The following is a 23,927-nucleotide window of genomic DNA, read 5'->3' as shown; positions in this document are numbered from 1 at the left end:
AGGAACGGCGCGGACGCAGTGGAGGTGTCTCCGCGCGTCGTTACCCCCCTCTCGTGGTCACCGTCTCGGTCCCGCGACGGCGTAGGCCAGGGTGCCGGTGACCGCGAGGACGGTGGCCGTCCAGGTGCCCGCCGGCGTGCCGGAGGGCAGCAGCATCCAGGTGGCCACACGCATCGGCGTACTCGTCGGGGGCGGGGCGAAGCCCGCGAACGACAGCCAGGCGAAGGGCAGGGTCCAGGCGTACGGGGCGCCCCAGAGCGCGGCACCCAGGGCGGCCAGGCCCATCAGGCCCGCGCTGTCCCGGACGGCCGACGCGGTGCCGGCCGTGTCCCCGCCCGCGGTCTGCGCGATCAGCAGCACGGTGGCGACGAGCGCGCCGGCGAGCAGTACGTGTGCCCCTCTGCGGGGCACCCAGCGGATCGCGGCGGTCCGGTCCAGCGCGAGATCCTGCCCGCTGAGCCCGACCGACGCCGCCATCACCCCCGCGGTGATGACGAGCACGGGCAGCCACGGATCGCCGGCTCTCCCGCCCGCATGGGGGGCGAGGGCCCACACCGCCACCGCGCTGATCACCATCGCGGCGAGCGACGCGGGTACCTGACGTGAGCGCGCGTACAACGTCAGCCATCTCACCGGGCCGCGCCGCCGGACAGCGCGTCGAACGGGTCGCCCTTGCAGGAGAGAGCGGCGGTGCGCATCGCGTTGATCCGCGAGAGCTGTTCGGCCGGTGGCAGCGCCCTCAGGTTCTTCCACGCCGGGCGGGCGAGGGCGCGCACCTCACTCGAAGCGGCGGAGGGACTGTCGATCGGTTCATCCTCCCCGAGGACCCAGGCCACCGCGATGCTCTGCGCGGCGACCTCCTTGAGATCGAACGACTCCCAGCCCACGGGGGCGCACCCCGGCACCATGCCCTTGACGATCAGTGCCCGGGTCAGCTCCTCGTCCTTCGCCGAGGCCACGGTGTGGTCGTCGAAGTCGAAGAGCACCGCCTCGCGGGACCAGCGCGGTGTGGAGCCGTCCGGCAGTACGGCGTGGTCCTCGCGAACGGAGACCGGCGCCTGGCCGCCCAGGGCGCCCCGCATCAGGCTCAGCGCCTTCCTGCCGGGGTCCGCGAGGTCGGCGAGTCGCGCCTGCTGCGTTCTGGTCACGCAGACCGGGCCCTCGCACACCAGCTCGGCGGCGGTCTCGTCCATGACGTAGATCCGGCGCGGGTCGGAGGGGAGGACGAGCAGTGCGATGATCCCGCCCGCCAGGACGGGCGCCAGGGCGATCACCTTGGTGCGCGGTGCTGTGGCCACCAGCAGGGCGAAGCCGGTCACGGCCATGCCGAGCAGCCAGATCGTCTGCCCCGCGTGCACGGCGGCGGAGAGGGTGAGGAGCGCGTCGCGCACCTCCTGCACCGCCGGTGACAGCAGCGAGATCCGGGTCGGCTCGGTGATCGGGAACCCCGGCGCCGTACTCGTCTCCGTCCGGCTGTGCGACTGGGACATGAGAACCGTGAACACGAAGGCGCCCATGGCCATGGCGGGCGGGGTGAGCGCGGACGGAAGTGCTCGCGCGACTCCCATGCCCAGCACGGCCCCCGCGACGAGAGAGAGTGCCCCCACCAGCGAGATCGGCAGCCAACCGAGGTGTGTGTACTCGGTGTTGGCGAGCACTTGGACCCCGCCCACCAGGACGAGGAGTGCGAAGGCCGAGGCGAGCGTGAGCGCCGTCGTGCCCGCCGACGTGGCCGCGCGATGCCAGGCCGGACGTGGCGTACTGGTCAGCAGCTCGACCGTCTTCGAGCGGTGGTCGCGCAGACCCTGCAGGGACCCGAGCCCCACGACGATCGGCCACAGGTAGAACAGGAGGGAGCGGGTCCACAGCGCCAGGGTCGTCCACTGGGCCGTCCACGCCGTTGTACCCCTCCACCACTCCGCGTCGACCAGGTACAGGAAGGCCAGCGCGGCCGTCAGGACCACGGCGCCGGCCCACGGCGCGACGGAGCGCTTCAGCTCGATGCGCAGGATTCGGATGTTCACCAAGTCCCCCTTGCCTGCTCGGGGTTGAGCAGCAGAGCGGAGTAGCCGCGCTCCAGCGGGCTGTCGCCCACGTGCTCCGGGCCGCCCATCGAGGCCAGTTCGTCCGGAGGGCCCTGGAAGACCAGCCGTCCGTCGGCGAAGAGCACCACGTCTGTGCAGGCGGCGGCGACGTCCTCGACCAGATGGGTCGAGACGAGCACGCAGGTGTCCGTGCCCAACTCCTGCAGCAGCTCGCGCAGGCGCAGCCGCTGCGCCGGATCCAGGCCGACCGTCGGTTCGTCGAGGAGGAGGATCGTCGGGTCGTTGACGATGGCCTGGGCGATACCGGCTCTGCGCACCATGCCGCCCGACAGCGCCTTCATCCTCTCGTCGGCGCGGTCCGCCAGGCCCACCCGCTCGACGGCGCGCTGCACCGCCGCGGGGATGTCCGCCTTGGGCACCTCCTTCAGCCACGCCATGTACTCGACGAACTCGCGTACCGTGAAGCGCTTGTAGTAGCCGAAGTCCTGCGGCAGGTAGCCGATCCGGCGCCGCACCGCACGGTGCTCGCCCATACCGCCCACGGACTCGCCGAGCAGCTCCAGGGTGCCTTCGGTGGGGCGCAGCACGGTGGCCAGCGCCCGGATGAGGGTGGTCTTGCCCGCGCCGTTCGGTCCGAGGAGACCGTGCACGCCGATGCCCAGCTTCAGATCGAGCCCGTCGACGGCCATCCGTTTCCTGCCGACCCTCACTTTCAGCCCGGTTGCCTGGATCTCCCAGGCGTAGGCCGTCGGTGCGATGTCGGCCGCGCTCACCGCGGACTTCATGTGGTGTCCCTCTCTGGTGGTCATTGATGGGCTCCGAGTACGGAGTACGCACCTCTGCGGGCGATCACGACACCGATGCCGAGTGCGAGGACCAGCCCCCACGCGGGCAGACCGTCCGTCCGCAGAACGAAGGTCGTACGGCTGGTGGCCAGGGTCGGTGCCACGACCACCGCGGCCCACACGGCGGCCAGGACGACGGCGGCGCGGGTGACACCGACGACGCCGCCCAGTGCCAGCGTCGTCGCCGTGAAGGCCAGACAGGGCAGCAGCCACTGGGCGACCATCACGCCCGTCGCCCAGCCGCCCACCAGCAGCGTGGGAACGACCACGACGAGTACGGAAGCGGTACGCCGCAGCACCAGTTGGAGCCCTGCCCTGGGCACCGAGGCCGTCAGTTCGTACGCGGGGTCGAGACCGCGCGCCCAGGACGCCGCGACGCCGAGCACGGGCAGGACCGGCGCGAGCAGCAGCACCCACGACACCCCGCCGGAGCCGGAGTCGGAACCCGTGTAGGCAAGGTCGAGCAGCAGTGCCAGCAGGGTCACGCCCACGGCCATGGCCAGCCACGGCAGCATCGTGGGCGTCATCCACCTCGACAGCCGGGCCGACCAACGCCTCCGGGGCGGCATCGGGGGCACCACCGCCAACTGGGGTTCGAGGGCCGACCAGACGGTGTCGACCAGCGACGCCACGGCGGGCACCTCGGCACCGACAGCGGCGGCCAGCCGGTCACGGCACACCCGGCACACCTCCAGATGTGCCTCCACGGCCCAGATCTCGTCGGCGGCGAGGTCGGTGCCGCCGCGCGCGTACCCCTCGATCATCCGCGTCGACGCGTGTTCCACCCTCATGTCAGTGCCCTCCGCATCGCGATCCGGGCCCGCCGGGCACGGGTCTTGACCGTGCCTTCGGGCAGCCCGAGCAGGACCGCGGTCTCCCGGACGGACAGTCCGTCGAGCACCATGGCCTGCAGTACCTGTCTCAACTCCGGTGCCAGGCAGCGCAGCGCGTCCCCGACATCACCACCGACGGTGGTCGCGAGCGCCTCCTCCTCGGCGGCGGGCGCCGCGTCGGGCACGGCGGCGGCCGGCGGTGGGTCGGCGTGATGCGCTCTGCGCCGGAAGGCGTCGACCAGACGGCGCGCCGCGATGGTCCACAGCCAACCGGTGGCCGACCCGCCGACCGCGGCACCGGCGAACGCGCCCGCCGCGCGCCACACCGCCAGGTAGGTCTCCTGCATGACCTCGGCGACGATCTGCTCGTCCGCACACCGGCGGCGCAGCCGCACCGCCATCCACGGCGACGTACGCCGGTACAACTCCTCGAACGCGGCACGGTCGCCTTTCGCCACGAGCCGGACGAGACCTTCCTCGTCCAGCTCGTGGGGCGGTGCCTTGACTGATCTCACACCCGATAGACGCCCGGCCCGGGACGCGGGTTTTCCCCCGGACGTGATCCCCGCCACATCCACGCCCGGCGCCGCGTACGGCTACGGGGCGCTGTTCGTCAACCCGGGCCTACTGCCCGACGATGTTCAGGTCGGTGTACAGCGCATGGTGGTCCGAGTTGGGACTGGGCTGCACCCGGTGGCTGATCGGGGCGACGCCCCGCAGGAAGACGTAGTCGAACTTGCTGTTCCAGTCGGTGGTCGCTTCACAGTTGCCGCTGAGCGAGGGGCGGCACCGGGAGTCCGTGTCGGTGGCCAGCGCCCACATCGGGGCGAGTTCGGGGGAGTCGGGCACCGCGTTGAAGTCGCCGAGAACGATGGCACGGTCGTACCGGGCGACTTCGGCGGCGAGGACCTTCACCTGGCCGGTCCGGACGTCTTCCTGGCGTCGCTGGGCGAGATGCGTGTTGAAGACCCGGACGGTCCGGCCGTCCACCGTGGTCGTGACGGCCAGGTACCCGCGGTCCTCTGACCCGCCGTCGGGGTATTCGACCCTGACGCGGTCCGTCATCGGCGCGGCCGACAGGATCGCCTGGCCGAACCCTCCGGGGTTCCACGGCACTCCTCCGCACCGGTTCCAGTTCTGGAGAACCGACCCGTACTCGACGTGGTAGACGAGCCCGTGGAGGGTTTCCAGATACTCCCGGATCCTCTCGACGTCCCGCACGCATGCTTCCTGCATGCCGATGACCTGGGGCGCGGCCTCGGCGATGTCCGCCGCCCGGTCGACGTCGCTCACATCGCAGGGGTTGCAGATGTTCCACGTCATGACCCGGTTCGGTACGACGTCCCTGACGGCGCTCACGGGCAGCGACCGGCCGAAGAGGGCATCGCCCGGTGCGCTGGGCCCGACCAGCACCAGGCAGGCCACAGTCATGGCGCCCGCGAGCAACCGCGTGACCTTTCCGAGCACTGTCGCCTCCTCACCATGGATCCGCAGGACGTCCGGCGTCTCCATGTCCGAGGTTATGGGACGGGAGTGTCGGCATCGCACACAAGGGGGGCACCGTCAGGTCCCCTACGCCGGCTCCCAGGCGAAGAGCAGGTCGAACAGCCCGCGATCGCCCTCCACCTGCAAGGCGTCCACAGGGATACGGCCGTACAGGAACAGGACCAGGTCACCGGCCGTGCCGCGGGCGGAGACGTCGGCCGCGTCCTGGTCGGCTGCGGCGGCCGGCGCGGGAAGTGGCGTGGTCCGGGCGCCGTCCGGGGAGAGCGTGAGACGCCAGGAGGGGCCCTCGGTGGCGTGGTAGTCGACGACCGCCGCCTTGTGCGGCCAGGGGGACGTCGTCGCGCAACAGGTGGACAGGAACTCGTCGACACCGTCGAGCGCCACCTCCTCCGGCAGCGGCTCCTGGGCGCCTACGGTGATCTGCGCGTCGTACGTGTGCACCGCCAGCTGCTGGAGCTGGTGCCGGGCTACGGCACCGCAGGTCTCCGGCGACTGCGACGCCTCCCACCATGTCCAGCAACCGCGATCCGGGCCGGCCTTCCGCAAGGCGTCCAGCAGTTGCTCCGTGGACTCCGCCAACCAGGCCAGCAGGGCCTCGCGCTCCCGAGGCGCAGCCGGGGCGCCCTCCGCCGCCGACTTGGCCGGAGCGGGTCCTGCGGCGACGGTGACGGCCCAGTCGCGGCGCCCCTCGCCGATGTGCTGCGCGAGATCGAACAGCGTCCACTCGGGGCAGGTCGGCACCTGTACGTCGAGGCTGGGCGCGGAGGCGACCGCGGCACGGAAGGCGTTCGAGCGGTCGTCGATCAGCCGCAGGAGATCGGGGAACTTGAGAGTCTTTTCCACTCCGGGTGTCTATCACCGCGCCCCCACGCTCGAACAGCGATTTTCCCGCGCGAACGTTTTGCCGTCTCCAGGACAAGAGCCTGATTCCTCTTGGTATTTCCTGTGAAATTTTTGTACCGAAGCGAAGATCCTCTGAAGGACCATCATGAGACGCAGCACCCTCCTGGCGGCGGCCACGGCGACCGCGCTGTCCGCCTCCCTGTTCTCGGGCCTCTTCCCGGCCCGGGCGGACAGCGCCGACGGCGGTCCCGTGCTTGTCGGGGCGGACGGCTGGACCAGCCAGCCGGGGATGTTGTTCGTCACCGCGCACTCGGACAGTCCCCTCACGCGCATCACGGCACACTTCTACCCGCTCGACGCACCGGCCGGGGACCCGGAAGCCGGGTCGACCGAGGACTTCACCCAGTACTCCGGACAGGACGCACGCTCCGGTACCTGGCGGGCGCCCGTGCACCTGGCGGATCTCGGCGACTACCGGGTGACGGTCGACCTGCAGGACGTCTCCGGGGCCACGGTGACCGGGGCCCTGTCCCCGTACACCCTGGAGTACCGGACAGTCGTCACGATCCCCGACCTGACCGCGACCCCCGGCGTGCCGGACTACCTCCACCAGAAGGTCTCCGTCAGCGGCACGGTTCTCGCCGAGGATCCCCGTCGGCCCGACGCCCCCGTCCTCGCCGCGGGCCTGCCCGTCGCCATCGAGACCGGTCGAGTCCGGCTGACGGCCACCACCGCCGCCGACGGCCGCTTCTCCACCGCCTTCGTCCCCACCGAGACGTCCGTCGAGCTGTCCGCGTCCCCTCTGGCCGCGCCCGCCTACCCCGGCGCGATCGACGTGATGACGCCCAAGCAGAACCTGCACACCGTCCAGGCGCCGGTCCGTTTCTCGGCCAGTACGCACGCCCTGGACCTCAGGCAGGGCACGACCGGCACCGTCACCGGCCGCGCGGAGATCCAGACCGCGGCCGGCTGGCAGCCGCTGCCGCACACCACGATCGCGCTCTTCGGTCTCGGCCCGGACGGTCTCGCCGCATTCCTGGTCGGCAGAACCACCACCGACAGCACCGGCTCCTACAGCCTTCGCGTCTCCTCGGAGAACGCCGCGCCGACCGCCCAACTCATGGCCGGCACCGACGGCATGCCCTTCCAGCAGCTCGCCACCGAGCCCTTCAGCCTCCACGTCGCCCACACCACCTGGACCGCGATGAGCGCGATCCTCAACGACAACGCGTCCCTCAAGGTCTCCGGCTCCGTGCACTACGAGGACGCACGCGCGCACTGGCCGACCAGACCGACCGTCACCCTGCAGTACTCCAGGGACGGCAGAAGCGGCTGGAAGGACGCCGTCACTCTCCCCGTCAGCATCCGCTACAACAAGCCCGGCTTCCCGGAGACGTTCGCCCGCACCTTCACCACACCGACCGACGACGCCTACTGGCGCGCCCGTTTCAACGGCAACCCCGACCTTGCGTCCAGCACCACCTCACCCACGCACCTCCGCCGCTACGCGACCCGCGTCACCGGCTTCCACGCCTCCCCCGACCCGGTGCGCACGTCGCGCCCGATCACCTTCTCGGGGCTGCTCCAGTACAAGGACGGCGCCACCTGGAAGCCGCTCGGCAACAGCTCGCCGGCCCTCTACTTCCGGCCCCGCGGGTCCACCATGTACCGCTTCGTCAGCGACCTCGGCACCGACGGACACGGTCACCTCGTCGGTAGGGCGACCGCCCGGCAGGACGGCACCTGGGCCGTCGCCTTCGACCGCCAGACCGGCGACCGGTACCTGCGGAGCGCCCGGGTCACCGACTACGTCGATGTCAGGTGATCACCGCCGCCGACGCCACATGTGCGAAGGCACGTTGATCGCAGGGAACCGGACGAAGCCGCCCTGCGACCACATTGAGACAGGGCGGCGCTTGGAACGCGCCAGTATGAGCGCCTCGGCTCCGCGCTGTACCGTAGATTCACTTCGATACAGAACACCCCTGAGCCACGACCCAGGAGCCGAGGAAGGTGGTGGTAGTGGACTCCCCAGTTGCTGCCTCCTACGACGAGTTGCAGTCGTTGCCGGCCCTCTTCAAGGCGGCGACCGAAGAACCCACGCCCGCACGGGGCAGTACATGGCAGGCCCTGCAGGCGCTGTTTCAGGCCATGGAAGTCGGCCTGAACAACCTCGCGGCACTCGCGGCCGAAACGGTCGACAGGCTGCGGCGCGAGCGGGAGGCGGAAGCCGTCCGCTCGCTGGAATGGATGGTCGGATTCGGTACCCTCTGGAACGAACTGGCCTGGCTGGTGCGCGAGTTGGCTCCCCTGGACGAGGATGCCGAAGGACACGCCCTCGCTGTCACAGACTCGCCCGCTTGGCGGCACCTGGCAGCCGAGGAGCGCATCCTCGCCCAGGAGTTGAAACCGCTGGCCGACCACTCCGAGGCGTCCGAGTGGAAGCAGCTCGTGCTGCGCTACGTGATGCTGCAGCGGGTGGCACTGGAGCATTCATGCGTCGGCGGAGCACCGTACGGGTATCAGGAGTTCGTGCGTCCAGAAGTCGTTCGAGCGGCTGTACGGGAGAGGCAGCTGCCGGGGGAGACGGTGTTCATGCAGTTCCGTGCCGCTCATCAGATGCCTGAGCTGCTGACACGGGCTGTCAACGACCACATCGAACGCGCTGTCGCGGAGCTGGAAGCGGGCCGGACGCAGACCGTGCCCCCTCTTCTGCTGCGCGCGGAGCGGCTTCTGGGTGTGGTGGCGCGGATGACGGATCTGCTCGTGGACACCATGGAGACCGCGGAGTACCACCGCATCCGGGACGCACTGGGCCTCACGAGCGGCAGCCATTCGGTGGGCCTGCACTTCGAACTCATGCGGGATCTGTTCCCGGCGCTGGCCCGCGCCTCCGAAGGCAAGCCCGAGGACATCAGACGGCTCACCCGGACGATCGGTCTGCACATCGACCGGTGGCGGCTCGGTCACATCAATCTGCCGCGGACGAATCTCGGTGGCGCCGGCACCGGAACACGAAGCCTGACCGGGTCACCGGACGCGCTGCGGACCGTGGCGAAGATGCGGGAAGCCGGCCGGGCGCGCGATCCGTACGCGAACGACGGCCGGGCGTTCCGGGCGACCGAATGGGATTCGGACACCCCACCCCTGGCAGAGGTCGAGAGACGGCTGTTGCGGGAGATCTCGCGCGAAACCCAGGAGCGTTTCCAGGACGTCCAGGAACGCACCGGGCGATACTCCGATCCGTCAGTTTTCACAGCACCAGCAAAGAGGTGTCCGACTCGGCCGATGTAAAGGGGGAAGGCCGTGTCAGAGTCCGACTTTCGGCGGTTTCTGAGGCGTCATTTTACAGCTGTCGATCTCTTGAAGATCATTCTTTCGCTGGCGTCCGGCTACGGCATCGCGATCCTGGTGCAGGACACCAGGATCGGTGTGGGGCTGCTGGCGCTGTGCCTGCTGGCGTCCGCGGGGGCCTTCGCCATCGACCGGCTGCGGCTGGCGACCGAGGACGAGATCACGGGCGCGCTGCAGGCGACCAAGGATCAGGTGCACGCCGATCTGGGCGTCCTCAACGACCAGGTCTCGACCCATCTCACCCGGCTGCGCGACGAGTTGGACCGGCACATCGACCGGGTCCACGCGGGCGTACGGTTCGTGCCCGACAACCAGGGCGACGACGCCTCGGGAACCGGATACAACGTGGCCACGTCGGCGGTGCGGAAGGCCCAACGCCGTATCTACGTCGTCGGTGACTACAGCCCTCCCGAGGGCGAGGGAGCCACACTCCTCGACCCGCCGGACAACCGCTCGGAATATCTCGACGCCATAGAGGAATGCCTCACCACCCGGCTTTCCCAGAACGGGGCAGCGGCACAAAACTCTCCTACCACCGGTTGATCCAAAGGCCGCCGGAGGTCTATGCCGAAATCTTCCGGCGCTCTTTCAACGGGGTCGAACTACGGCGTGACGACATGGAAGGCGATTTACAGGCGTACGAGCATCTCGCACGGGTGATGGAGATCTCCCGGCGTGCGGGGGCGAGCAGTCGGATCGACATCCAGGTACGCCTGATTCCCTTTCTCCCCAATTGCCCGTCGATTCTGCTGGTGGACAGCGAGGAGATCCAGTTCACGATTCCCACCCGGATCGATCAGCCCGGTGACCAGTTCGCCCTGCTGGGGCTGCACGGCGTGATGGTGATGGAGGACCGGGCGTCCGGCAGCCAGCTGTGCGACCACTTCGAAACCCTGTTCACGCGTCTGAAGTCGAAGTCGCTGCCCATAGTGAAGGTTCTGCCCTGAGCCGGGGTCAGAGGCCGGAGGCAGCGAGGTAGGCCAGAGCCTGTGCCCTGGCCACCTGGCCGACGGCGTCCTCCGGGGGAAGGAAGAGCGGGCTGTGCAGCGGTACGGGTTCAAAGCCCGGCGCGCCGTCCAGCCCCACGAAGGCCATCAGGGAGGGCCACCTGGTCCCGTAGCGCGCGAAGTCGTCGCCGCCGCAGGAACGCCAGGGGCGGGCGAGTGGCACGCCCGCCTGTTCGGCGATCACGCGGACGGCCCGGGTCAGGGGAGGGTCGTTGACCAGCGCCGGCTCGTCGCGCGTGGTGCGCACGGTCCCGACGCAGCCGTGGGCCGCGGCTGTCCGTTCCACCGTGGTCGCGACGATCTCCCTCAACCGTGCGTGGTCGTCCGTGTGCATGGTGCGCAGGGTGCCCAGAGCCCGCGCCGTGGAGGGGATCACGTTCTCTCCCGTGCCTGCCTGCAGCGCGCAGACGCTGAGCACCGCGGGATGCACGGGATCGACCCTGCGCCCGGTGACGGTGTGCAGTGCGACCACGACTTGCGCCAGGGCCAGTACCGGATCGTCGGTGGTGTGCGGGTAGGCGCCATGACCGGCTTTCCCCTCGACCAGGATCTCGAATCCGTAGGTGGCGGCGTTGACCGTGCCGGCGTCCGCGCCGAGGGCACCCCACGGGATTCCGGGATGGACGTGGACCCCGACGGCGGCGCGCACGGCGTGGGCCAGCCCGGCGTCGGCCAGTACCGTCCCGGCACCCGAGGGGGCCCGTTCCTCGCTGGCCTGGAACACAGCGATCAGCGGGCCGGGCAGTTCGCCGGAGAGGCGGTGTGCCGCGCGGGTCAGCGCCACCAGCGCCGCGCAGTGCACGTCGTGGCCGCAGGCGTGCATCCTGCCGTTCGCCGAGGCGTAGGGGACCTCGGTGTTCTCCGTCACCTCGATGCCGTCCAGCTCCGCCCGTACCAGGACGCCCGGTCCGTCACCGCCCACGGTGGCGACCAGGTTGGTCGTACCGGCGAGGGGGCGGGCACGGACCGGCAGGGCGGCGGCGATGAGGCGCGCGGTGGCGGTCTCCACTCCGCCCAGCTCGGGTTTCGTGTGCAGGCGCCGCCTCAGGGACACCGCGAACGCGAGTTCGCCCTCCACGGCCGACAGCAGCTTTCGCAGCACGACGCCTCCGCTCCCCCACCGTGTTTCTCCGATCGTGGCAAACTGCCGTCGGTCCGAACAGGTGGCGGCAAGAGGCCTCGGGGTCGGTTCACACCCTTCGGCGGCCGTATCGTTCGTATCGCGCGTACCCTTCGTAGGGTCTACGGCGTCACATAGCGGGCGCCAAACCACTGGAGGCAACACCCCGTGCTGATCGCTCAGCGTCCGTCCCTGACCGAAGAAGTCGTCGACGAGTTCCGCTCCCGGTTCGTCATCGAGCCGCTGGAGCCGGGCTTCGGCTACACCCTTGGCAATTCACTTCGTCGGACTCTTCTGTCCTCGATCCCGGGTGCGGCGGTCACGTCCATCCGTGTCGATGGCGTTCTGCACGAGTTCACCACCGTGCCGGGCGTCAAGGAAGACGTCACCGACCTCATCCTCAACATCAAGCAGCTGGTCGTTTCCAGCGAGCACGACGAGCCCGTCGTGATGTACCTGCGCAAGCAGGGCCCCGGGCTCGTCACCGCCGCCGACATCGCGCCGCCGGCCGGTGTCGAGGTGCACAACCCCGACCTCGTCCTCGCCACCCTCAACGGCAAGGGCAAGCTGGAGATCGAGCTGACCGTCGAGCGCGGTCGCGGTTACGTCTCCGCCGTGCAGAACAAGCAGGTCGGCCAAGAGATCGGCCGTATCCCGGTCGACTCGATCTACTCGCCGGTCCTCAAGGTCACGTACAAGGTCGAGGCCACGCGTGTCGAGCAGCGCACCGACTTCGACAAGCTGATCGTCGACGTCGAGACCAAGCAGGCGATGCGTCCCCGTGACGCCATGGCCTCCGCCGGTAAGACGCTCGTCGAGCTGTTCGGGCTCGCCCGTGAGCTCAACATCGACGCCGAGGGCATCGACATGGGCCCGTCCCCCACGGACGCCGCCCTTGCCGCCGACCTGGTGCTGCCGATCGAGGAGCTCGACCTCACCGTCCGGTCGTACAACTGCCTGAAGCGTGAGGGCGTGCACTCCGTGGGTGAGCTCGTCGCCCGCTCCGAGGCCGACCTGCTCGACATCCGCAACTTCGGTGCGAAGTCGATCGACGAGGTCAAGGCGAAGCTCGCCGACATGGGCCTGGCCCTGAAGGACAGCCCGCCCGGATTCAACCCGACCGCCGCCGCGGACGCCTTCGGCGCCGACAGCGACGCGGACGGCAGCTTCGTGGAGACCGAGCAGTACTGACGCCGCGCAGTGGCCGGTTCCCCGGGGAGCCGGCCATGCGGAGCAGCCGACGATCAAGGAGACGCCGCCGAAGGTGACGGGCGCGGTCGTGTTCCTGTGGCCCGCCACGCCATCTGTGGCACGGCGGGCCCGTGGTCGTCGGCTGCGGTGTTTCCGAGGGGGTGCGGCGCGGTACGAGAGCGTCCACGCCATGCGCTGTCGCACCTCGCCGGCATCATCCCGGACATGGCGAGACACGACAGCGACGAGGCGTACGTCCTCGATCTGTGCGACGAAGCACTCGGGGAGACCGGCCTGCGTCAGCACGGGTTCGACTGGCTGCTGGGCGATCCGGGGAGAAACGGGCGGCAGGTGAAACTGCCGGTCGACTCGTACTGGCCGGGCCTGCGCCTGGTGGTCGAGTACCGGGAGCTCCAGCACGACCGGCCGATGCCGCACTTCGACAAGCCCGACCGGCTCACCATCAGTGGCGTGCACCGGGGCGAGCAGCGGGCACGGTACGACGCCCGTCGCGACACGCTCATCCCGCGGAACGGGATACGCCTGGTGGCCATCCGCCCCGCCGAACTCGACGCCGACAGCCGGGGCCGTCTGCGCCGCAGCAGAGTGGCGGACCTGGAGGCGGTGCGCGGGCTGCTGGCGCCGACAACGCCTGCGGCCGACTCCCGCGACGCCTGACCAGCGCCCTTCGGACATGGCTGCCGGTCCGTCAATTCCCGACGCACCGGCCCCACTTGAGCGCACACCCAAGAGATTCCCCCGAAGCCGCCAAAAGTACTTCAACTTTCGATCATGATTCGGCAACCGGAGCGGAGGAACGTCGAGCCGGACATACGTTCCCCTCTGTGAACTCTGACCCCACACCTCACAGAGCCGTCCCCTCGCAGCGGACAGCATCTCCCGCCCGGCGCTCCCTCCTGCGCGCCGCGCTCACCGGGACCGCGGCAGTCGGCGCCGGCCTGACCCTCGGCGCCGAACCCGCGCTCGCCGCACCGCACATCGCCGCCCAGCGAAAGCACCCGACCACCGCCGAGGAGGCGCTGCGGGAGCTGTCGGAGGGCAACCGCCGCTGGCGTACCTTCCGGCAGCAGCACCCCGACCAGTCCCCCGAGGTCCGGCAGACGCTGACGACCGGCCAGCACCCCTTCGCCCTCATTCTCGGCTGCATCGACTCCCGGGTACCTCCGGAGCTTGTCTTCGACCAGGGCCTCGGCGATCTGATGACGATACGCAGCGCGGGCCAGGTCCTCGACGAGGCCGTGCTCGGCAGCCTCGCGTACGGCGTGCTCGAGCTGGGTATCCCGCTGCTCATGGTGCTGGGCCACCAGTCGTGCGGAGCCGTGAAGGCCACGGTCCAGGCGGACCAGTCGGGCGAGAGACTGCCCGCCCACATCCAGTATCTGGCCGACCAGATCACCCCGGCCATCGACCGCAGCAGGAACGGCGACGCGCGCATCGACGCGACGATCGACGCCAACGTGCGGCTCATACGCTCGCGCCTGGCCGCGGAACCCGACCTAGCCGCCAAGGTGGACTCGGGCGCGCTGGCCATCGTGGGCACCCGCTACGAGCTGAACACCCAGCGAGTGCACCGCATCTGCTGACCTCGCACTCCCCTCGGGCGGCCGTCGTGGACCACCACGGCGGCCGCCTTCGCGTGCCGTCCAGTCGGCGTCCCGATTGACAGCTACCGAACATGCGTCCGGAATGGTCATGGCGGATCGTCGTACGGATGAGTTTTTCCGTACATTCGGCGGCCCCGAGCCTGCCCGGATCGGCCGGACGGTAGCAAGGACAAGATCACGGGTGAACGGCGGCGACCCGCACGCGCACGACGGTTGAACCCCGCGCGTTCCCCCTGTCGGCAAGTCCGCAATCCGCATGTCCGCAACGCGCACGTCCGCACACCGCACTCCGCACGTCCTCATGTCCGCGCATTCCGAATGTCCGCGCATTCCGATCACAGGGGGCTTCATGAGATCCAGACGATTACGTGCCCGCGTCGCAGCAGCCGCAGTCACCCTCGCACTGCTCGCACTCGGCTCCGGGCAGGCGTCCGCGCACACCTCCGAGCCACCGCAGTACACCGCCGTCGACCTAGGCACCCTCGGCGGGACCGGCAGCTACGGGGTCGCACTCGACCGCGACACGGTGGTCGGCAACGCGGCCACCGCCGACGACAACGTGTGGCACGCCTTCGCGTACGACCGCTCCACGCGGGTCATGACCGACCTCGGCACCCTCGGGGGCACTTCGAGCGACGCCGTCGACGTCCAGGGCCGCTACGTCATCGGCAACTCCACGCTGGCCGACGGCGACCGGCGTGGATTCGTCTACGACCTGCGTACCGGTCACATGCAGGCACTGGGCACCTTCGACGGCACCGACAGCCAGGTCAGGGCCATCAGCGGCCACCTCGTGGTGGGCAACGCCAGGACACCGGGCAACCTCCGCAGCCACGCCTTCGTGTACGACATCCGCACGGGCGTCATGACGGATCTCGGTACCCCGGCCGGCCCGGACGGCGGCAGCGTCCCGGTCGCAATCTCCCAGGGCCGCTACGTCGTAGGGACCTGGGGCGCCCCCGGTTCGATGTACGACGGAGGCCAGCCCTTCGTCTACGACCTGCGCACCCACGTCATGACGGACGTCGGCCTCCACGGCGGCGTCTACAGCAAGGTCACCTCGGTCAGCGGCCACACGATCGTCGGCATCACCCAGCCGCAACCGACCGGCGGCACCGGCGAGTTGCCGCCCACCCACGGCTTCGCCTACGACATCCGCACCGGAGTCTGGACCGACCTCGGCGCGCAGATGTCGTACCAGCCGCGCGTCACCGGGCACACCGTCGTCGCGAGCAACCGGCCCGCCGCGTACGCCTTCGACCTCACCACCGGGACCATGACGCCCTTCGGTCCGGGCCCCCTCAGAACCGCGATCAACGGTGTCGGCGGACCCTTCGTCGTCGGGGAAGTCTTCCCCGGCTTCACCGCCTACGTCTACCGCATCGACATCCGCCGGTTCACCCAACTGCACTCCCTGGGCGGTCGCCAGGCCGCGGCGAACGACGTCGACCGGCACGGCTCCGCCACCGGCAGCAGCGCCACGGCACCGACCGACCCTTCGTCTCCCGACGGCGAGTACCACGCCACGCTCTGGACCCTCTCCGCCGACTGACACCCGAGGCTGGAAGGTTCGGCGGGCCGCGCAGAGTAGTGCCGACTCGAACGGGCACTCGTATGCCACCAGTCAACCGAGGGACGGCATACCGCTCATGGAGATATCAGGCGTCATCAGCGCGATCGTCATCGGCATCGTGATCGGTGTCCTGGGTCGATTCGTCGTACCCGGCCGCCAGCGCATCGGCATTCTCTGGACGATCGCGATCGGCATCATCGCCGCGTTCGTCGGAACCGGCATCGCCGCCGGCCTCGGCGTCGCCGACACGGACGGCGTCGACTGGGTCGAGTGGCTCGTCCAGATCGCCCTCGCCGCCCTCGGCGTAGCCGCGCTCAGCAAGGTCAAACTGCGCCACTGAACGGAGTTCACGGATACCGGGAGGCGCCCATGGGACGTCTCCCGGTTCTCGGGTGCGGGCGCGGTCAGCCCCCGCGCGTTCGGTGCGGCCGAGGCCGTGCACAGTGGCCTGCGGGAGGGGATCAGCCCCGAGAGCGCGGGGATGCTCTTCCACGCCGTACCTCGACGGGGAATCAGTCCTAGGCGGGCGACACGTCGGTCACTTTGCCCTGGGGGTCCGCCTCCAGGAAGCCGGCTCCGTAGTCGTCCGTCAGGTAGAGCGCCATCCCGAGCGGTTCGTCGCTGAGTGTGTTGGGCTGCCTCACCATCAGATAGCGGTATTTCGGGTCGGCGACGTTGAGCTTCTTGTCCGCCTCCTCTAGGAGCGCCGGAACCCGGTCCCAGTTGAAGCCGTCGAGGCGGAAGGGCTGGTTGCCGCCCGACAGGGAATTGCTGATGATGCCCCTCTCCACGCCCTTCCCCGGGCGGTAGGTGTAGGAGTCGAACTTGGTGTCGCTGCCGTTGAGCATCACATCGGCGATCGCGTAGTCCTCGTACACGGTGAAGTCGCCGAACCTGTCGCGGCCGGTGTCCTTCTTGAACGCGTCGATGACCGTGCGGATGCCGGCCGGGGTGAGCAGCGTGTCGGTTCGGGCGTCGTCGGACTTCTGGGCCGCAGGGGCGGGTGTGGACGGCGTGGACTGGGACGTGCTCGGCTGCGGGGAGAGGTTGGCGGAGGAGGTGGTGGAGGGGGTGGTGGAGGGGGTGGTGGACGTCGAGGGGCCCGCGTTTCCGTCGCCCGAGTCGCCGCCGAGCGGCAGCAGCCACCACAGCAGGACGGCGGCGAGCGTGATTCCCGGGACGCCCCAGAGGATCTTCGGACCAGGTCCGCCCCGCCGTGCCCCCGGTACGGGTGCGGTCACCGGCTGGGGCGTGATGTGTACCGGCCCCGGGAGGACTGGGGGCGGGCCGAACCCGGCCGGAACGGCAGTGCTGGGCAAGCCGGGAGCGCCGGCCCCGACGGGAGTGTCCGGCGTGGCGGGAGCGGCCGGGGGCCATGAAGCCGGCGGTGCGGTGGACGGGGACGGAGGGTTCAGCGGGTAGGAGGTGGGTTCGTCCCGCCAGGTCGTCGTGCCGGGCGGGGCCGACTCGATCTCGGCGAGCCGCCGGTCCAGCACCTCCGCGGAGAGCCGCGCCGACGGGTCCCGTACGAGCACGCTCATCAGCACCTCGCCGAGGGCTCCGGACCGCACCGGCGGCGGCACGTCGTCGTGGAGGACCGCGGCGAGGGTGGCCAGGGTGGTGCCTCGGCGCAGCGGGTGGTGGCCCTCCACGGCGGCGTACAGCATCATCGCCAGCGACCACAGGTCGGAGGCCGCTCCGCCCTCGTGCCCCGAGATGCGCTCGGGTGCCATGAAGTCGGGGGTGCCGATGATGGAGCCTGTGGCGGTGAGGCTGGTCGCCTCGCGGATCGCGGCGATGCCGAAGTCGGTCAGCACCGGTCGCCCGTCGGGCCGCAGGAGCACGTTGGCGGGCTTGACGTCCCGGTGCTGGATGCCCGCGGCGTGCGCCGCGATCAGCGCGGCCAGCACACCCCGGCCGGTCCGCGCCGCCTCGGACGGTGTCATCGGCGCGCCGGCCAGCCGGTCGGCCAGCGAGCCGCCGCTGACCAGCTCCATCACGATCCACGGGTAGGTGCCCTCACCGCCGTCGACGATGTGGTGGACGGTGACGACGTTCGGGTGGTCGATCCGGGCCAGGGCCCTGGCCTCGCGCAGCACGCGCTCGCGCAGCATCCGCGCGCCCTCGGGGTCGTACTCGGCGAGATCCCGGTCGGGCGGGCGGACCTCCTTGACGGCCACCAGCCGGTGCAGCACCAGGTCCCTGGCCCGCCAGACGGTCCCCATGCCGCCTCCACCGAGACGGGCCTCCAACTCGAAGCGCCCGTCGACGACCCGGTGTCCGGTGCCTCTGTCTGCCTCACTCATGGACGGGAGCCTAAACGGAGCCACCGACACCGCTCGCCCCACCCCGTCCGGGCGGTCGGCGAAACGCATCCCCTTGTGATGCGCCCGCTGTGGAGCGGCAGTTGGCGGCAGCGGTCCACACGCACGGCCTTGTGGCCGCCTGGCACGAGGTGATGGTGCCCACGCTGCACGCCGTGGGCGGCAAGTGGGCCTCATCCGGGGACCGTTACGTCGAGGTGGAGCATCTGCTGTCCGGGCACGTCTCCACCACCCTGCGCCGCCGTGTCCGCCCGGCGGCGGCCGATTCTGGCAGCGTGGCGGCGCCCGGGCCCGTCGTGCTGGCCTGTATGCCCGGGGAGCAGCGCACCCTGGCGTTTGGAAGCGCTCCATGCCGGGCTGAGCGAACTGGGCCTGCCCAGCCGGAGGTTCGGGGCCGCCGTCCCCGCCGAGGCGCTGACCTCGGTGGTCGACCGGCTCGGACCGGCGGCCGTCGTCCTGTGGCGCAGGCCCGCTCCACGGCCGCCCTGCCGCTGGCCCGGCGGGTCGCCGGCGCCCGGTGGGGGGGGTGAAGGGTGCGCGCCGCAACCCCTTGGTGATGCTGGGCGGCCCCGGCCGGCTCGGCCGGTCGGATGCCGGGATGCCCAGGCCCACGTCATTGGAGGACGCCCTGGTGACCCTGGGGGCGCTGTACGGCGGTGAGGCGGCGTCGGGGCGGGGGCTCAGTCGAGGCCACGCGCCCGTTTGAAGCGGGCGAGGCCGTCGGGCAGGTCGACGACGGGATCCGGGTAGTCGATGGTGGCGCGGTCCAGGCCTCGCAGTTTCCAGGGCTCGTGGACCGACGGCCCTGTCAGCGACCGCAGTTCGGGCACCCAGCGGCGTACATACGTGCCGTCGGGGTCGTATCGCTTGGACTGGGTGACGGGGTTGAGGACCCGGTTGGGCCGGGTGTCGGTTCCGGTGCCCGCCGTCCACTGCCAGTTGAGTTGGTTGTTGGCGATGTCGCCGTCCACCAGGAGGTCCAGGAAGTGCCGGGCGCCGATTCGCCAGTCGATGTACAGCGTCTTGGTGAGGAAGCTCGCGGTCAGCAGACGTCCCCGGTTGTGCATCCAGCCCTCGTGCCGCAGCTGACGCATCGCCGCGTCGATGATCGGGTAGCCGGTGCGGCCCTCCTTCCACGCCTCGACGTCCTTCCGCGCCTGTGCTCCTGAGCGCCAACTGTCGTGCCGGGTGCGGTAGTCGGAGGCGGCGACGGCCGGGCGGGCCGCGAGGACCTGGCGGTTGAAGTCGCGCCAGGCGAGCTGCCGTACGAAGGCGTCGGCGCCCGGTCCGCCCGCACGGCGGGCCCGCTGGACGAGTTCGACGGAGGACAGCGTGCCGAAGTGGAGATGCGTGGAGAGCCGGGAGGTCGCGTCGCCCGCGAGGTCGTCATGGCGGTCCTCGTACGATGCCACCCCGTCGCGCAGCCACGCGGCGACCCGTGCGCGGCCCTCGGCCTCACCGCCCGCCGCGAGGCCCGCCGAGAGGCCCGGCATGCCGCTCCGTGCGGGCAGGGGCTCGGAGCCGACACCGTCCGGAACCCGCACCTCCCGGGGCGCCCCGAGCGGATCCCGCAGCGGCTGCCGCGACCACTGCCGGAAGTACGGCGTGAACACGGCGAAGTGGTCCGAGCCGGCCGGCACCACCGCCCCGGGGGCGACGGCGACGGTCACCGTGTCGTGCACGTGCAGTCGTACGCCGTCCGCCTCCAGGGCGCGGCGCAGCCTGTCCTCCCGTCGGCGCGCGTGCCGGCTGACGTCGGCCGCCATGTGCACCTCGTCGGCCTCGGCCTCGGCGGCGACCCGGCACACCTCGCGGACGAGGTCGCCGTGGCGCACGACGAGCCGGCCGCCCCGCTCTCGCAGCCCGGTGTCGAGGTCGCGCAGACAGTCGGCGAGGAAGGCCAGCCGGTTCGGTACGGCGAACCCGGCACCGTCCACCGCCGGGTCCCGCACGAACAGCGGGACGACGGGGCGTCCGCCGTCCAGGGCGGCCCGCAGCGGCGGATGGTCGTGCAGTCGCAGGTCGGAGGTGAACAGGACGACGGAGACGTTCATGGTGCGCACTCCAGGAGCATGGAGAGGAACTGACGGGCGGTGCCCGCCGATGATCACTTACAGGCGCGGGCCCGCTGTGGATGCGCCCCGAGCATGCCGCGTTCCCAGAAAATTGCGCAAATCACCACATAGGCGGTGACAGTCATGAGGTCGCCTCCGCGACGTCACCGCTCTCTGCCTTGCGGGGCCCCCGGGTCGCACCCTCCCCCTTCCTCGCCCTCCCTACGCCTCCTCAGTGAGCCTGATCAGCAGAACAGCCGGTGTGCGCGGCAGCGACACCCGCAGCCCCTCCCCGTCCCAGACCGCCGAGCCGGCTGTCGGAGCCGAGGGGTGCAGGATCTCCGTACGGACCTCCCGGCCCGCCAAGTGCCGTATCGGGAGGTTGAGTTCGGACTCGCCGCCACGTCGCCAGACCGAGAGGTAGGAGGTACGGCCGTCCAGCGCTCGCATGCCCAGGGCCAGCCACTCGTCCGTCCATCCCGGCAGACCTGGCGGCCAGAAGGGCACGGCCTCCGCGAGATCGCCGCGGAGTGTCTTGTACACGGCCACCGCGTTCTGGACGAGTCCGAGCTGGTGCTCCGACATCCGGTCCAGATGGCCCGACAGATGGATCCGGCCCAGCAGGGCGCCGCCCAGGGTGAAGGTGATCAGGTCGTCGTCGAACGCGGGCTGCGGGTAGGCCCAGACGGCGCCCTGCTCGGGCGGGACCGCCGTCGGCGCGGCGGCGGCGATCGGGGGGCAGTTCAGCGGGTCCTGCTGGTCGCTGGTGGACTGGAGCTGGGTGACGGCCAGCGTGGCCCCGTCCATCCGCATCCCGCCCGAGGCGCAGTTCTCGATCACGAGCCCGGGGTGCCGGTCCAGCACCTCGGAGAGCCAGTCCAGGTACGCCTGGGCGTGGCCGAGGAGGCCGGCGCCCGGTGCGATGTCCCCGGGAGCGGTGGTTCCCGGGTCGACCACGATGTTGTAGTCCAGCTTGAGATAGCCGACGCCCCAGTCGCCGACGATGCGGTCCACCGTCTTGTCGAGGTGCGCCCGGGCGGCCGGGTGCCGCAGATCCAGCTGGTGGCGGCCCTGTTCGGCGATGCGTACGCCGTCCCGCTGGAAGAATGCCTCCGGGGGAAGTTCGGCCGCGACCGGGCTGCGTACGCCCACGACCTCCGGTTCCAGCCACAGGCCGGGCACCATGCCGCGTTCCCTGATCCGGTTCAGGACCGCCTGGATTCCGCCGTCGGGGAAGCGGCGCGGTGAGGGCAGCCACTCGCCGACGCTGTCCCACCAGCCCTCGGTGCTGTCGTCGTACCAGCCGGAGTCGACGCAGAAGTACTCGGCGCCGGCCTCGGCGGCCGCGTCGATCAGCGGCAGCAGTTTCTCCGTCGTCGGATCGCCCATCAGGGTGTTCATGTAGTCGTTGAAGACGACCGGCAGGGTGGTGTGGTCCGGGTGCGGGCGGCGCACGGCACGGCGGTACGAGGTCAGGGCGGCGAAGGTGTCGTCCAGGTCGGAACCCAGGGCCAGGACGCCCGGCACGGTGGTGAACTCGGCGCCGGGCGCCAGTCGGACCCGCCACTGGTGTTCCGCGTCCGTGGGTCCGTTCAGCGCCAGATACGTGCCGTGGTCGCGCTCGCCCAGGTCCCAGCGCCAGGCGGCCGGGGACTCGATCTGCCACAGCCAGGCCCGGTCGCCGCCTCGTTCGGTGAGGACGCCCATCGGAAGGTGCCCGTCGGTGGACCAACTGCCACGTCCGGTCAGGGTGAGGGCCGCCCGGCTGTCGTGCTGGTGGACGTCCACGTGGATGTCGGCGACGGTGTCGCGCAGCGGTTCGGTGTGCCAACGGCACTCCGCCAGCCAGTCGTTGCGGGCGCGGTGGACGTCGAGACGGTCCGGAGAAGGGAGGGCGCCCAGCACCAGACTGCTGACTGACTGGAGCACGAGAGGTTCCTCCCCCTCGTTGCGCAGGCGGACGCGCGAGCGCAGCACGGGCAGTCCGACGGGCGAGGACAGCTCGACGAAGGCGGTCAACGCGCTGACGGGGTCATGGAGTTCGACGGTCAGGTATGTCCAGCCGTCGGCTTCCCGGCTGCTGTGTCCCCGGTGCCGCAGTCGGGCGCCGAGGGCCGTACCGGTGAAGCGGGGGCCCGACCAGCCGCTGCCGTGACCGAGCGCGGTCAGTTCGACAAGGTGGAGGGGGGCGTCCGGGCCGCATCCGGGCCCCGGGGCGTCTGCGTCCGCTTCCCCGATGGGGAGGGTTTCGGGGTCGGGGCGGGACAGGCGTAGCAACCGCAGGGCGCCGTCGGCACCGGTGGCGAACTCGGCCTCCAGGGCGCGATGACCCCAGAGAAAGTGCTGGTCAGTGGTGGTGTGGGGGGCCGTGCCCGCCGAATCGGACGTACCGGTCAACGTCTTCCCCTCCCGATGCCGCCTGGGCCGACGGTCTGCTTCTGCCGCGTGAATTGATGGTTACGGTCTCTTGACGGCCCTCATGTGACCGGTCACAATCCTGGCATGAATGTGACCGGTCACACAAGACGCTCAGTGAGCATCCGGGATGTCGCCACCGCGGCCGGAGTCTCCTACCAGACCGTCTCCCGGGTGATCAACAACCACCCCAGCGTCAAGCCGTCGACCCGCGACAGGGTGCTCGCCGCCATCGACGAACTGGGGTTCCGGCGCAACTCCACCGCGCTCGCCCTCGCCAGCGGACGCACCCGTGCCGTGACCGTGCTCACCTCCAACACCACCCACTACGGCTACGCCTCGATCCTCCAGGGCATCGAGGAGGCCGCCCGCGCCGCCGCGTACACCGTCGGTGTCGGGGTGCTCGAATCGACCGACGTGGCCGACGAGGCCGCCATCGACGCCCAGGTACGACGGGCGGCGGACGCGGGCGGCGGACTGATCGTGATCGCATACGATCCGGCCGGTGTACGGGCCCTGGGCGCCGTTCCCGCCGAACTCCCCGTCGTCGGTGTGGTCGAGACCCCCGCGACCCCGCCCGGCGGCGACCGCCCGTGGGTGTGGGCCGACGACCGCGAGGCCGCCTACGAGGCGACCCGGCATCTGCTCTCCCTCGGCCACGAGACCGTGCACTACGTCGCCATCCCGTCCAGCACCCGCCGTACCAGCGCCCGAACGACCGGCTGGCGGCAGGCTCTCCGGGAGGCTGGAGCGCCGGAAACCCGTCCCCTACAGGGGAGTTGGGGCCCGGCGGGCGGTCATACGGCGGGCCTGAAGCTCGCGAAGGACACCGGCGTCACCGCGATCCTGTGCGGAAACGACGACCTCGCCCTCGGCGTGATCCGCGCCCTCCACGAGGCGGGGCGCGCGGTCCCGGGCGAGGTGAGCGTCGCCGGATTCGACGACGCCCCGCACTCCGCGTATCTCACCCCGTCGCTGACGACCGTACGCCTGGACTTCACCGGCCTCGGACGGTCCGCGTTCGCCCTGCTGCACGGCGTCCTGGAGGAGTCGGCGCAGATCGCCCCGCACCCCGTCTCCGTACCGGAACTGGTGGTGCGGGAGAGCTCGGGGCCGCCGCCCGGACGCGGCTGAAGCCGCGTCCGCTCGATCTGAGCCGCGCGCCGTCCGTCCACCGCCTGCTCTGCATCCA

The 23,927-nt window shown here is 70.7% G+C and carries 21 protein-coding genes; 10 read left to right on the top strand and 11 right to left on the bottom strand.

The window, feature by feature from the left end:
- Positions 1-57: 57 nt before the first annotated feature.
- The 7 genes from PV396_RS39375 to PV396_RS39345 all read right to left on the bottom strand — a co-directional run bounded on the left by PV396_RS39375 (position 58) and on the right by PV396_RS39345 (position 6,072).
- On the bottom strand, positions 58-633 hold the full coding sequence (locus PV396_RS39375) for a hypothetical protein (protein ID WP_319213130.1): 576 nt from the start codon (positions 631-633) through the stop codon (positions 58-60).
- Entirely contained in the window at positions 630-2,024 is a 1,395-nt protein-coding gene (locus PV396_RS39370; RefSeq protein ID WP_319213128.1) for a hypothetical protein, read from the bottom strand. The genes PV396_RS39375 and PV396_RS39370 overlap by 4 nt, the downstream gene beginning before the upstream one ends.
- Positions 2,021-2,854 (bottom strand): ABC transporter ATP-binding protein, encoded by an 834-nt coding sequence (locus tag PV396_RS39365; protein WP_319213127.1) that lies wholly within the window; start codon positions 2,852-2,854, stop codon positions 2,021-2,023. Before PV396_RS39365 ends, PV396_RS39370 begins: the two co-directional genes overlap by 4 nt.
- Positions 2,851-3,681: a zf-HC2 domain-containing protein gene (locus tag PV396_RS39360; protein ID WP_319213125.1), complete on the bottom strand. Its 831-nt coding sequence runs from the start codon at positions 3,679-3,681 to the stop codon at positions 2,851-2,853. The genes PV396_RS39365 and PV396_RS39360 overlap by 4 nt, the downstream gene beginning before the upstream one ends.
- Positions 3,678-4,238 carry an RNA polymerase sigma factor gene (locus PV396_RS39355; RefSeq protein WP_319213123.1) on the bottom strand — a complete coding sequence of 187 codons (561 nt, stop codon included), beginning with the start codon at positions 4,236-4,238 and terminating at the stop codon, positions 3,678-3,680. The genes PV396_RS39360 and PV396_RS39355 overlap by 4 nt, the downstream gene beginning before the upstream one ends.
- 109 nt (positions 4,239-4,347) lie before the next feature.
- A complete protein-coding gene (locus tag PV396_RS39350) occupies positions 4,348-5,235 on the bottom strand; it encodes an endonuclease/exonuclease/phosphatase family protein (RefSeq protein ID WP_319213121.1) in 888 nt (295 codons plus the stop codon).
- Between the two features lie 60 nt (positions 5,236-5,295).
- Complete coding sequence (locus PV396_RS39345) at positions 5,296-6,072, bottom strand: maleylpyruvate isomerase family mycothiol-dependent enzyme (protein WP_319213119.1); 777 nt, start codon at positions 6,070-6,072, stop codon at positions 5,296-5,298.
- A 145-nt stretch (positions 6,073-6,217) separates the two neighbouring features.
- On the opposite strand from PV396_RS39345, the gene PV396_RS39340 reads away from it, so the two are divergent.
- The 4 genes from PV396_RS39340 to PV396_RS39325 all read left to right on the top strand — a co-directional run bounded on the left by PV396_RS39340 (position 6,218) and on the right by PV396_RS39325 (position 10,373).
- Complete coding sequence (locus PV396_RS39340) at positions 6,218-7,897, top strand: hypothetical protein (RefSeq protein WP_319213117.1); 1,680 nt, start codon at positions 6,218-6,220, stop codon at positions 7,895-7,897.
- A gap of 197 nt (positions 7,898-8,094) precedes the next feature.
- Positions 8,095-9,366, top strand: coding sequence for a hypothetical protein (locus PV396_RS39335; protein WP_319213115.1), 1,272 nt, complete (start codon positions 8,095-8,097; stop codon positions 9,364-9,366).
- A gap of 69 nt (positions 9,367-9,435) precedes the next feature.
- Positions 9,436-9,969 (top strand): hypothetical protein, encoded by a 534-nt coding sequence (locus PV396_RS39330; RefSeq protein WP_319213113.1) that lies wholly within the window; start codon positions 9,436-9,438, stop codon positions 9,967-9,969.
- Positions 9,966-10,373 (top strand): hypothetical protein, encoded by a 408-nt coding sequence (locus PV396_RS39325; RefSeq protein ID WP_319213111.1) that lies wholly within the window; start codon positions 9,966-9,968, stop codon positions 10,371-10,373. The genes PV396_RS39330 and PV396_RS39325 overlap by 4 nt, the downstream gene beginning before the upstream one ends.
- A 7-nt stretch (positions 10,374-10,380) precedes the next feature.
- Here the strand turns inward: PV396_RS39325 and PV396_RS39320 are convergent, their stop codons facing one another.
- A complete protein-coding gene (locus PV396_RS39320) occupies positions 10,381-11,535 on the bottom strand; it encodes a M20 family metallopeptidase (RefSeq protein WP_319213109.1) in 1,155 nt (384 codons plus the stop codon).
- 186 nt (positions 11,536-11,721) lie between these two features.
- Here PV396_RS39320 and PV396_RS39315 point away from each other — a divergent pair, with 186 nt between their 5' ends.
- The 5 genes from PV396_RS39315 (at position 11,722) to PV396_RS39295 (ending at position 16,282) form a co-directional block, all read left to right on the top strand.
- Complete coding sequence (locus PV396_RS39315) at positions 11,722-12,744, top strand: DNA-directed RNA polymerase subunit alpha (RefSeq protein ID WP_319213107.1); 1,023 nt, start codon at positions 11,722-11,724, stop codon at positions 12,742-12,744.
- 225 nt (positions 12,745-12,969) lie between these two features.
- Positions 12,970-13,422 carry a hypothetical protein gene (locus PV396_RS39310; RefSeq protein ID WP_319213105.1) on the top strand — a complete coding sequence of 151 codons (453 nt, stop codon included), beginning with the start codon at positions 12,970-12,972 and terminating at the stop codon, positions 13,420-13,422.
- Between the two features lie 167 nt (positions 13,423-13,589).
- On the top strand, positions 13,590-14,348 hold the full coding sequence (locus PV396_RS39305) for a carbonic anhydrase (protein ID WP_319213103.1): 759 nt from the start codon (positions 13,590-13,592) through the stop codon (positions 14,346-14,348).
- 370 nt (positions 14,349-14,718) lie between these two features.
- Positions 14,719-15,921, top strand: a complete 1,203-nt coding sequence (locus PV396_RS39300; protein WP_319213102.1) for a hypothetical protein — start codon at positions 14,719-14,721, stop codon at positions 15,919-15,921.
- A 97-nt stretch (positions 15,922-16,018) separates the two neighbouring features.
- Entirely contained in the window at positions 16,019-16,282 is a 264-nt protein-coding gene (locus tag PV396_RS39295; RefSeq protein WP_319213100.1) for a GlsB/YeaQ/YmgE family stress response membrane protein, read from the top strand.
- A gap of 178 nt (positions 16,283-16,460) precedes the next feature.
- On the opposite strand, the gene PV396_RS39290 is transcribed toward PV396_RS39295, so the two are convergent.
- The 3 genes from PV396_RS39290 to PV396_RS39275 form a co-directional block, all read right to left on the bottom strand.
- On the bottom strand, positions 16,461-18,248 hold the full coding sequence (locus PV396_RS39290; protein ID WP_319213098.1) for a serine/threonine-protein kinase: 1,788 nt from the start codon (positions 18,246-18,248) through the stop codon (positions 16,461-16,463).
- A 698-nt stretch (positions 18,249-18,946) separates the two neighbouring features.
- Positions 18,947-20,320, bottom strand: coding sequence for a deoxyribodipyrimidine photo-lyase (locus tag PV396_RS39280; protein WP_319213154.1), 1,374 nt, complete (start codon positions 20,318-20,320; stop codon positions 18,947-18,949).
- A 222-nt stretch (positions 20,321-20,542) separates the two neighbouring features.
- A complete protein-coding gene (locus tag PV396_RS39275) occupies positions 20,543-22,717 on the bottom strand; it encodes a glycoside hydrolase family 36 protein (protein ID WP_319213096.1) in 2,175 nt (724 codons plus the stop codon).
- Between the two features lie 105 nt (positions 22,718-22,822).
- Between PV396_RS39275 and PV396_RS39270 the strand changes: the two genes are divergently transcribed.
- Complete coding sequence (locus PV396_RS39270; protein WP_319213094.1) at positions 22,823-23,869, top strand: LacI family DNA-binding transcriptional regulator; 1,047 nt, start codon at positions 22,823-22,825, stop codon at positions 23,867-23,869.
- Positions 23,870-23,927: the final 58 nt, after the last annotated feature.

It is taken from the genome of Streptomyces sp. ME02-8801-2C (genome assembly GCF_033793965.1).
Classification (GTDB): Bacteria; Actinomycetota; Actinomycetes; order Streptomycetales; family Streptomycetaceae; genus Streptomyces.
The sequence above is the reverse complement of the archived record's forward strand: the minus strand, read 5'-3'. Positions and strand labels throughout refer to the sequence as shown.

Coding starts and splice junctions, on each gene's coding strand:
- PV396_RS39365 (WP_319213127.1), bottom strand. CDS start 2,854: ATGACCACCAGAGAGGGACACCACATGAAGTCCGCGGTGAGCGCGGCC.
- PV396_RS39360 (WP_319213125.1), bottom strand. CDS start 3,681: ATGAGGGTGGAACACGCGTCGACGCGGATGATCGAGGGGTACGCGCGC.
- PV396_RS39350 (WP_319213121.1), bottom strand. CDS start 5,235: ATGGAGACGCCGGACGTCCTGCGGATCCATGGTGAGGAGGCGACAGTG.
- PV396_RS39340 (WP_319213117.1), top strand. CDS start 6,218: ATGAGACGCAGCACCCTCCTGGCGGCGGCCACGGCGACCGCGCTGTCC.
- PV396_RS39310 (WP_319213105.1), top strand. CDS start 12,970: ATGGCGAGACACGACAGCGACGAGGCGTACGTCCTCGATCTGTGCGAC.
- PV396_RS39300 (WP_319213102.1), top strand. CDS start 14,719: ATGAGATCCAGACGATTACGTGCCCGCGTCGCAGCAGCCGCAGTCACC.
- PV396_RS39295 (WP_319213100.1), top strand. CDS start 16,019: ATGGAGATATCAGGCGTCATCAGCGCGATCGTCATCGGCATCGTGATC.
- PV396_RS39290 (WP_319213098.1), bottom strand. CDS start 18,248: ATGAGTGAGGCAGACAGAGGCACCGGACACCGGGTCGTCGACGGGCGC.
- PV396_RS39280 (WP_319213154.1), bottom strand. CDS start 20,320: ATGAACGTCTCCGTCGTCCTGTTCACCTCCGACCTGCGACTGCACGAC.
- PV396_RS39270 (WP_319213094.1), top strand. CDS start 22,823: ATGAATGTGACCGGTCACACAAGACGCTCAGTGAGCATCCGGGATGTC.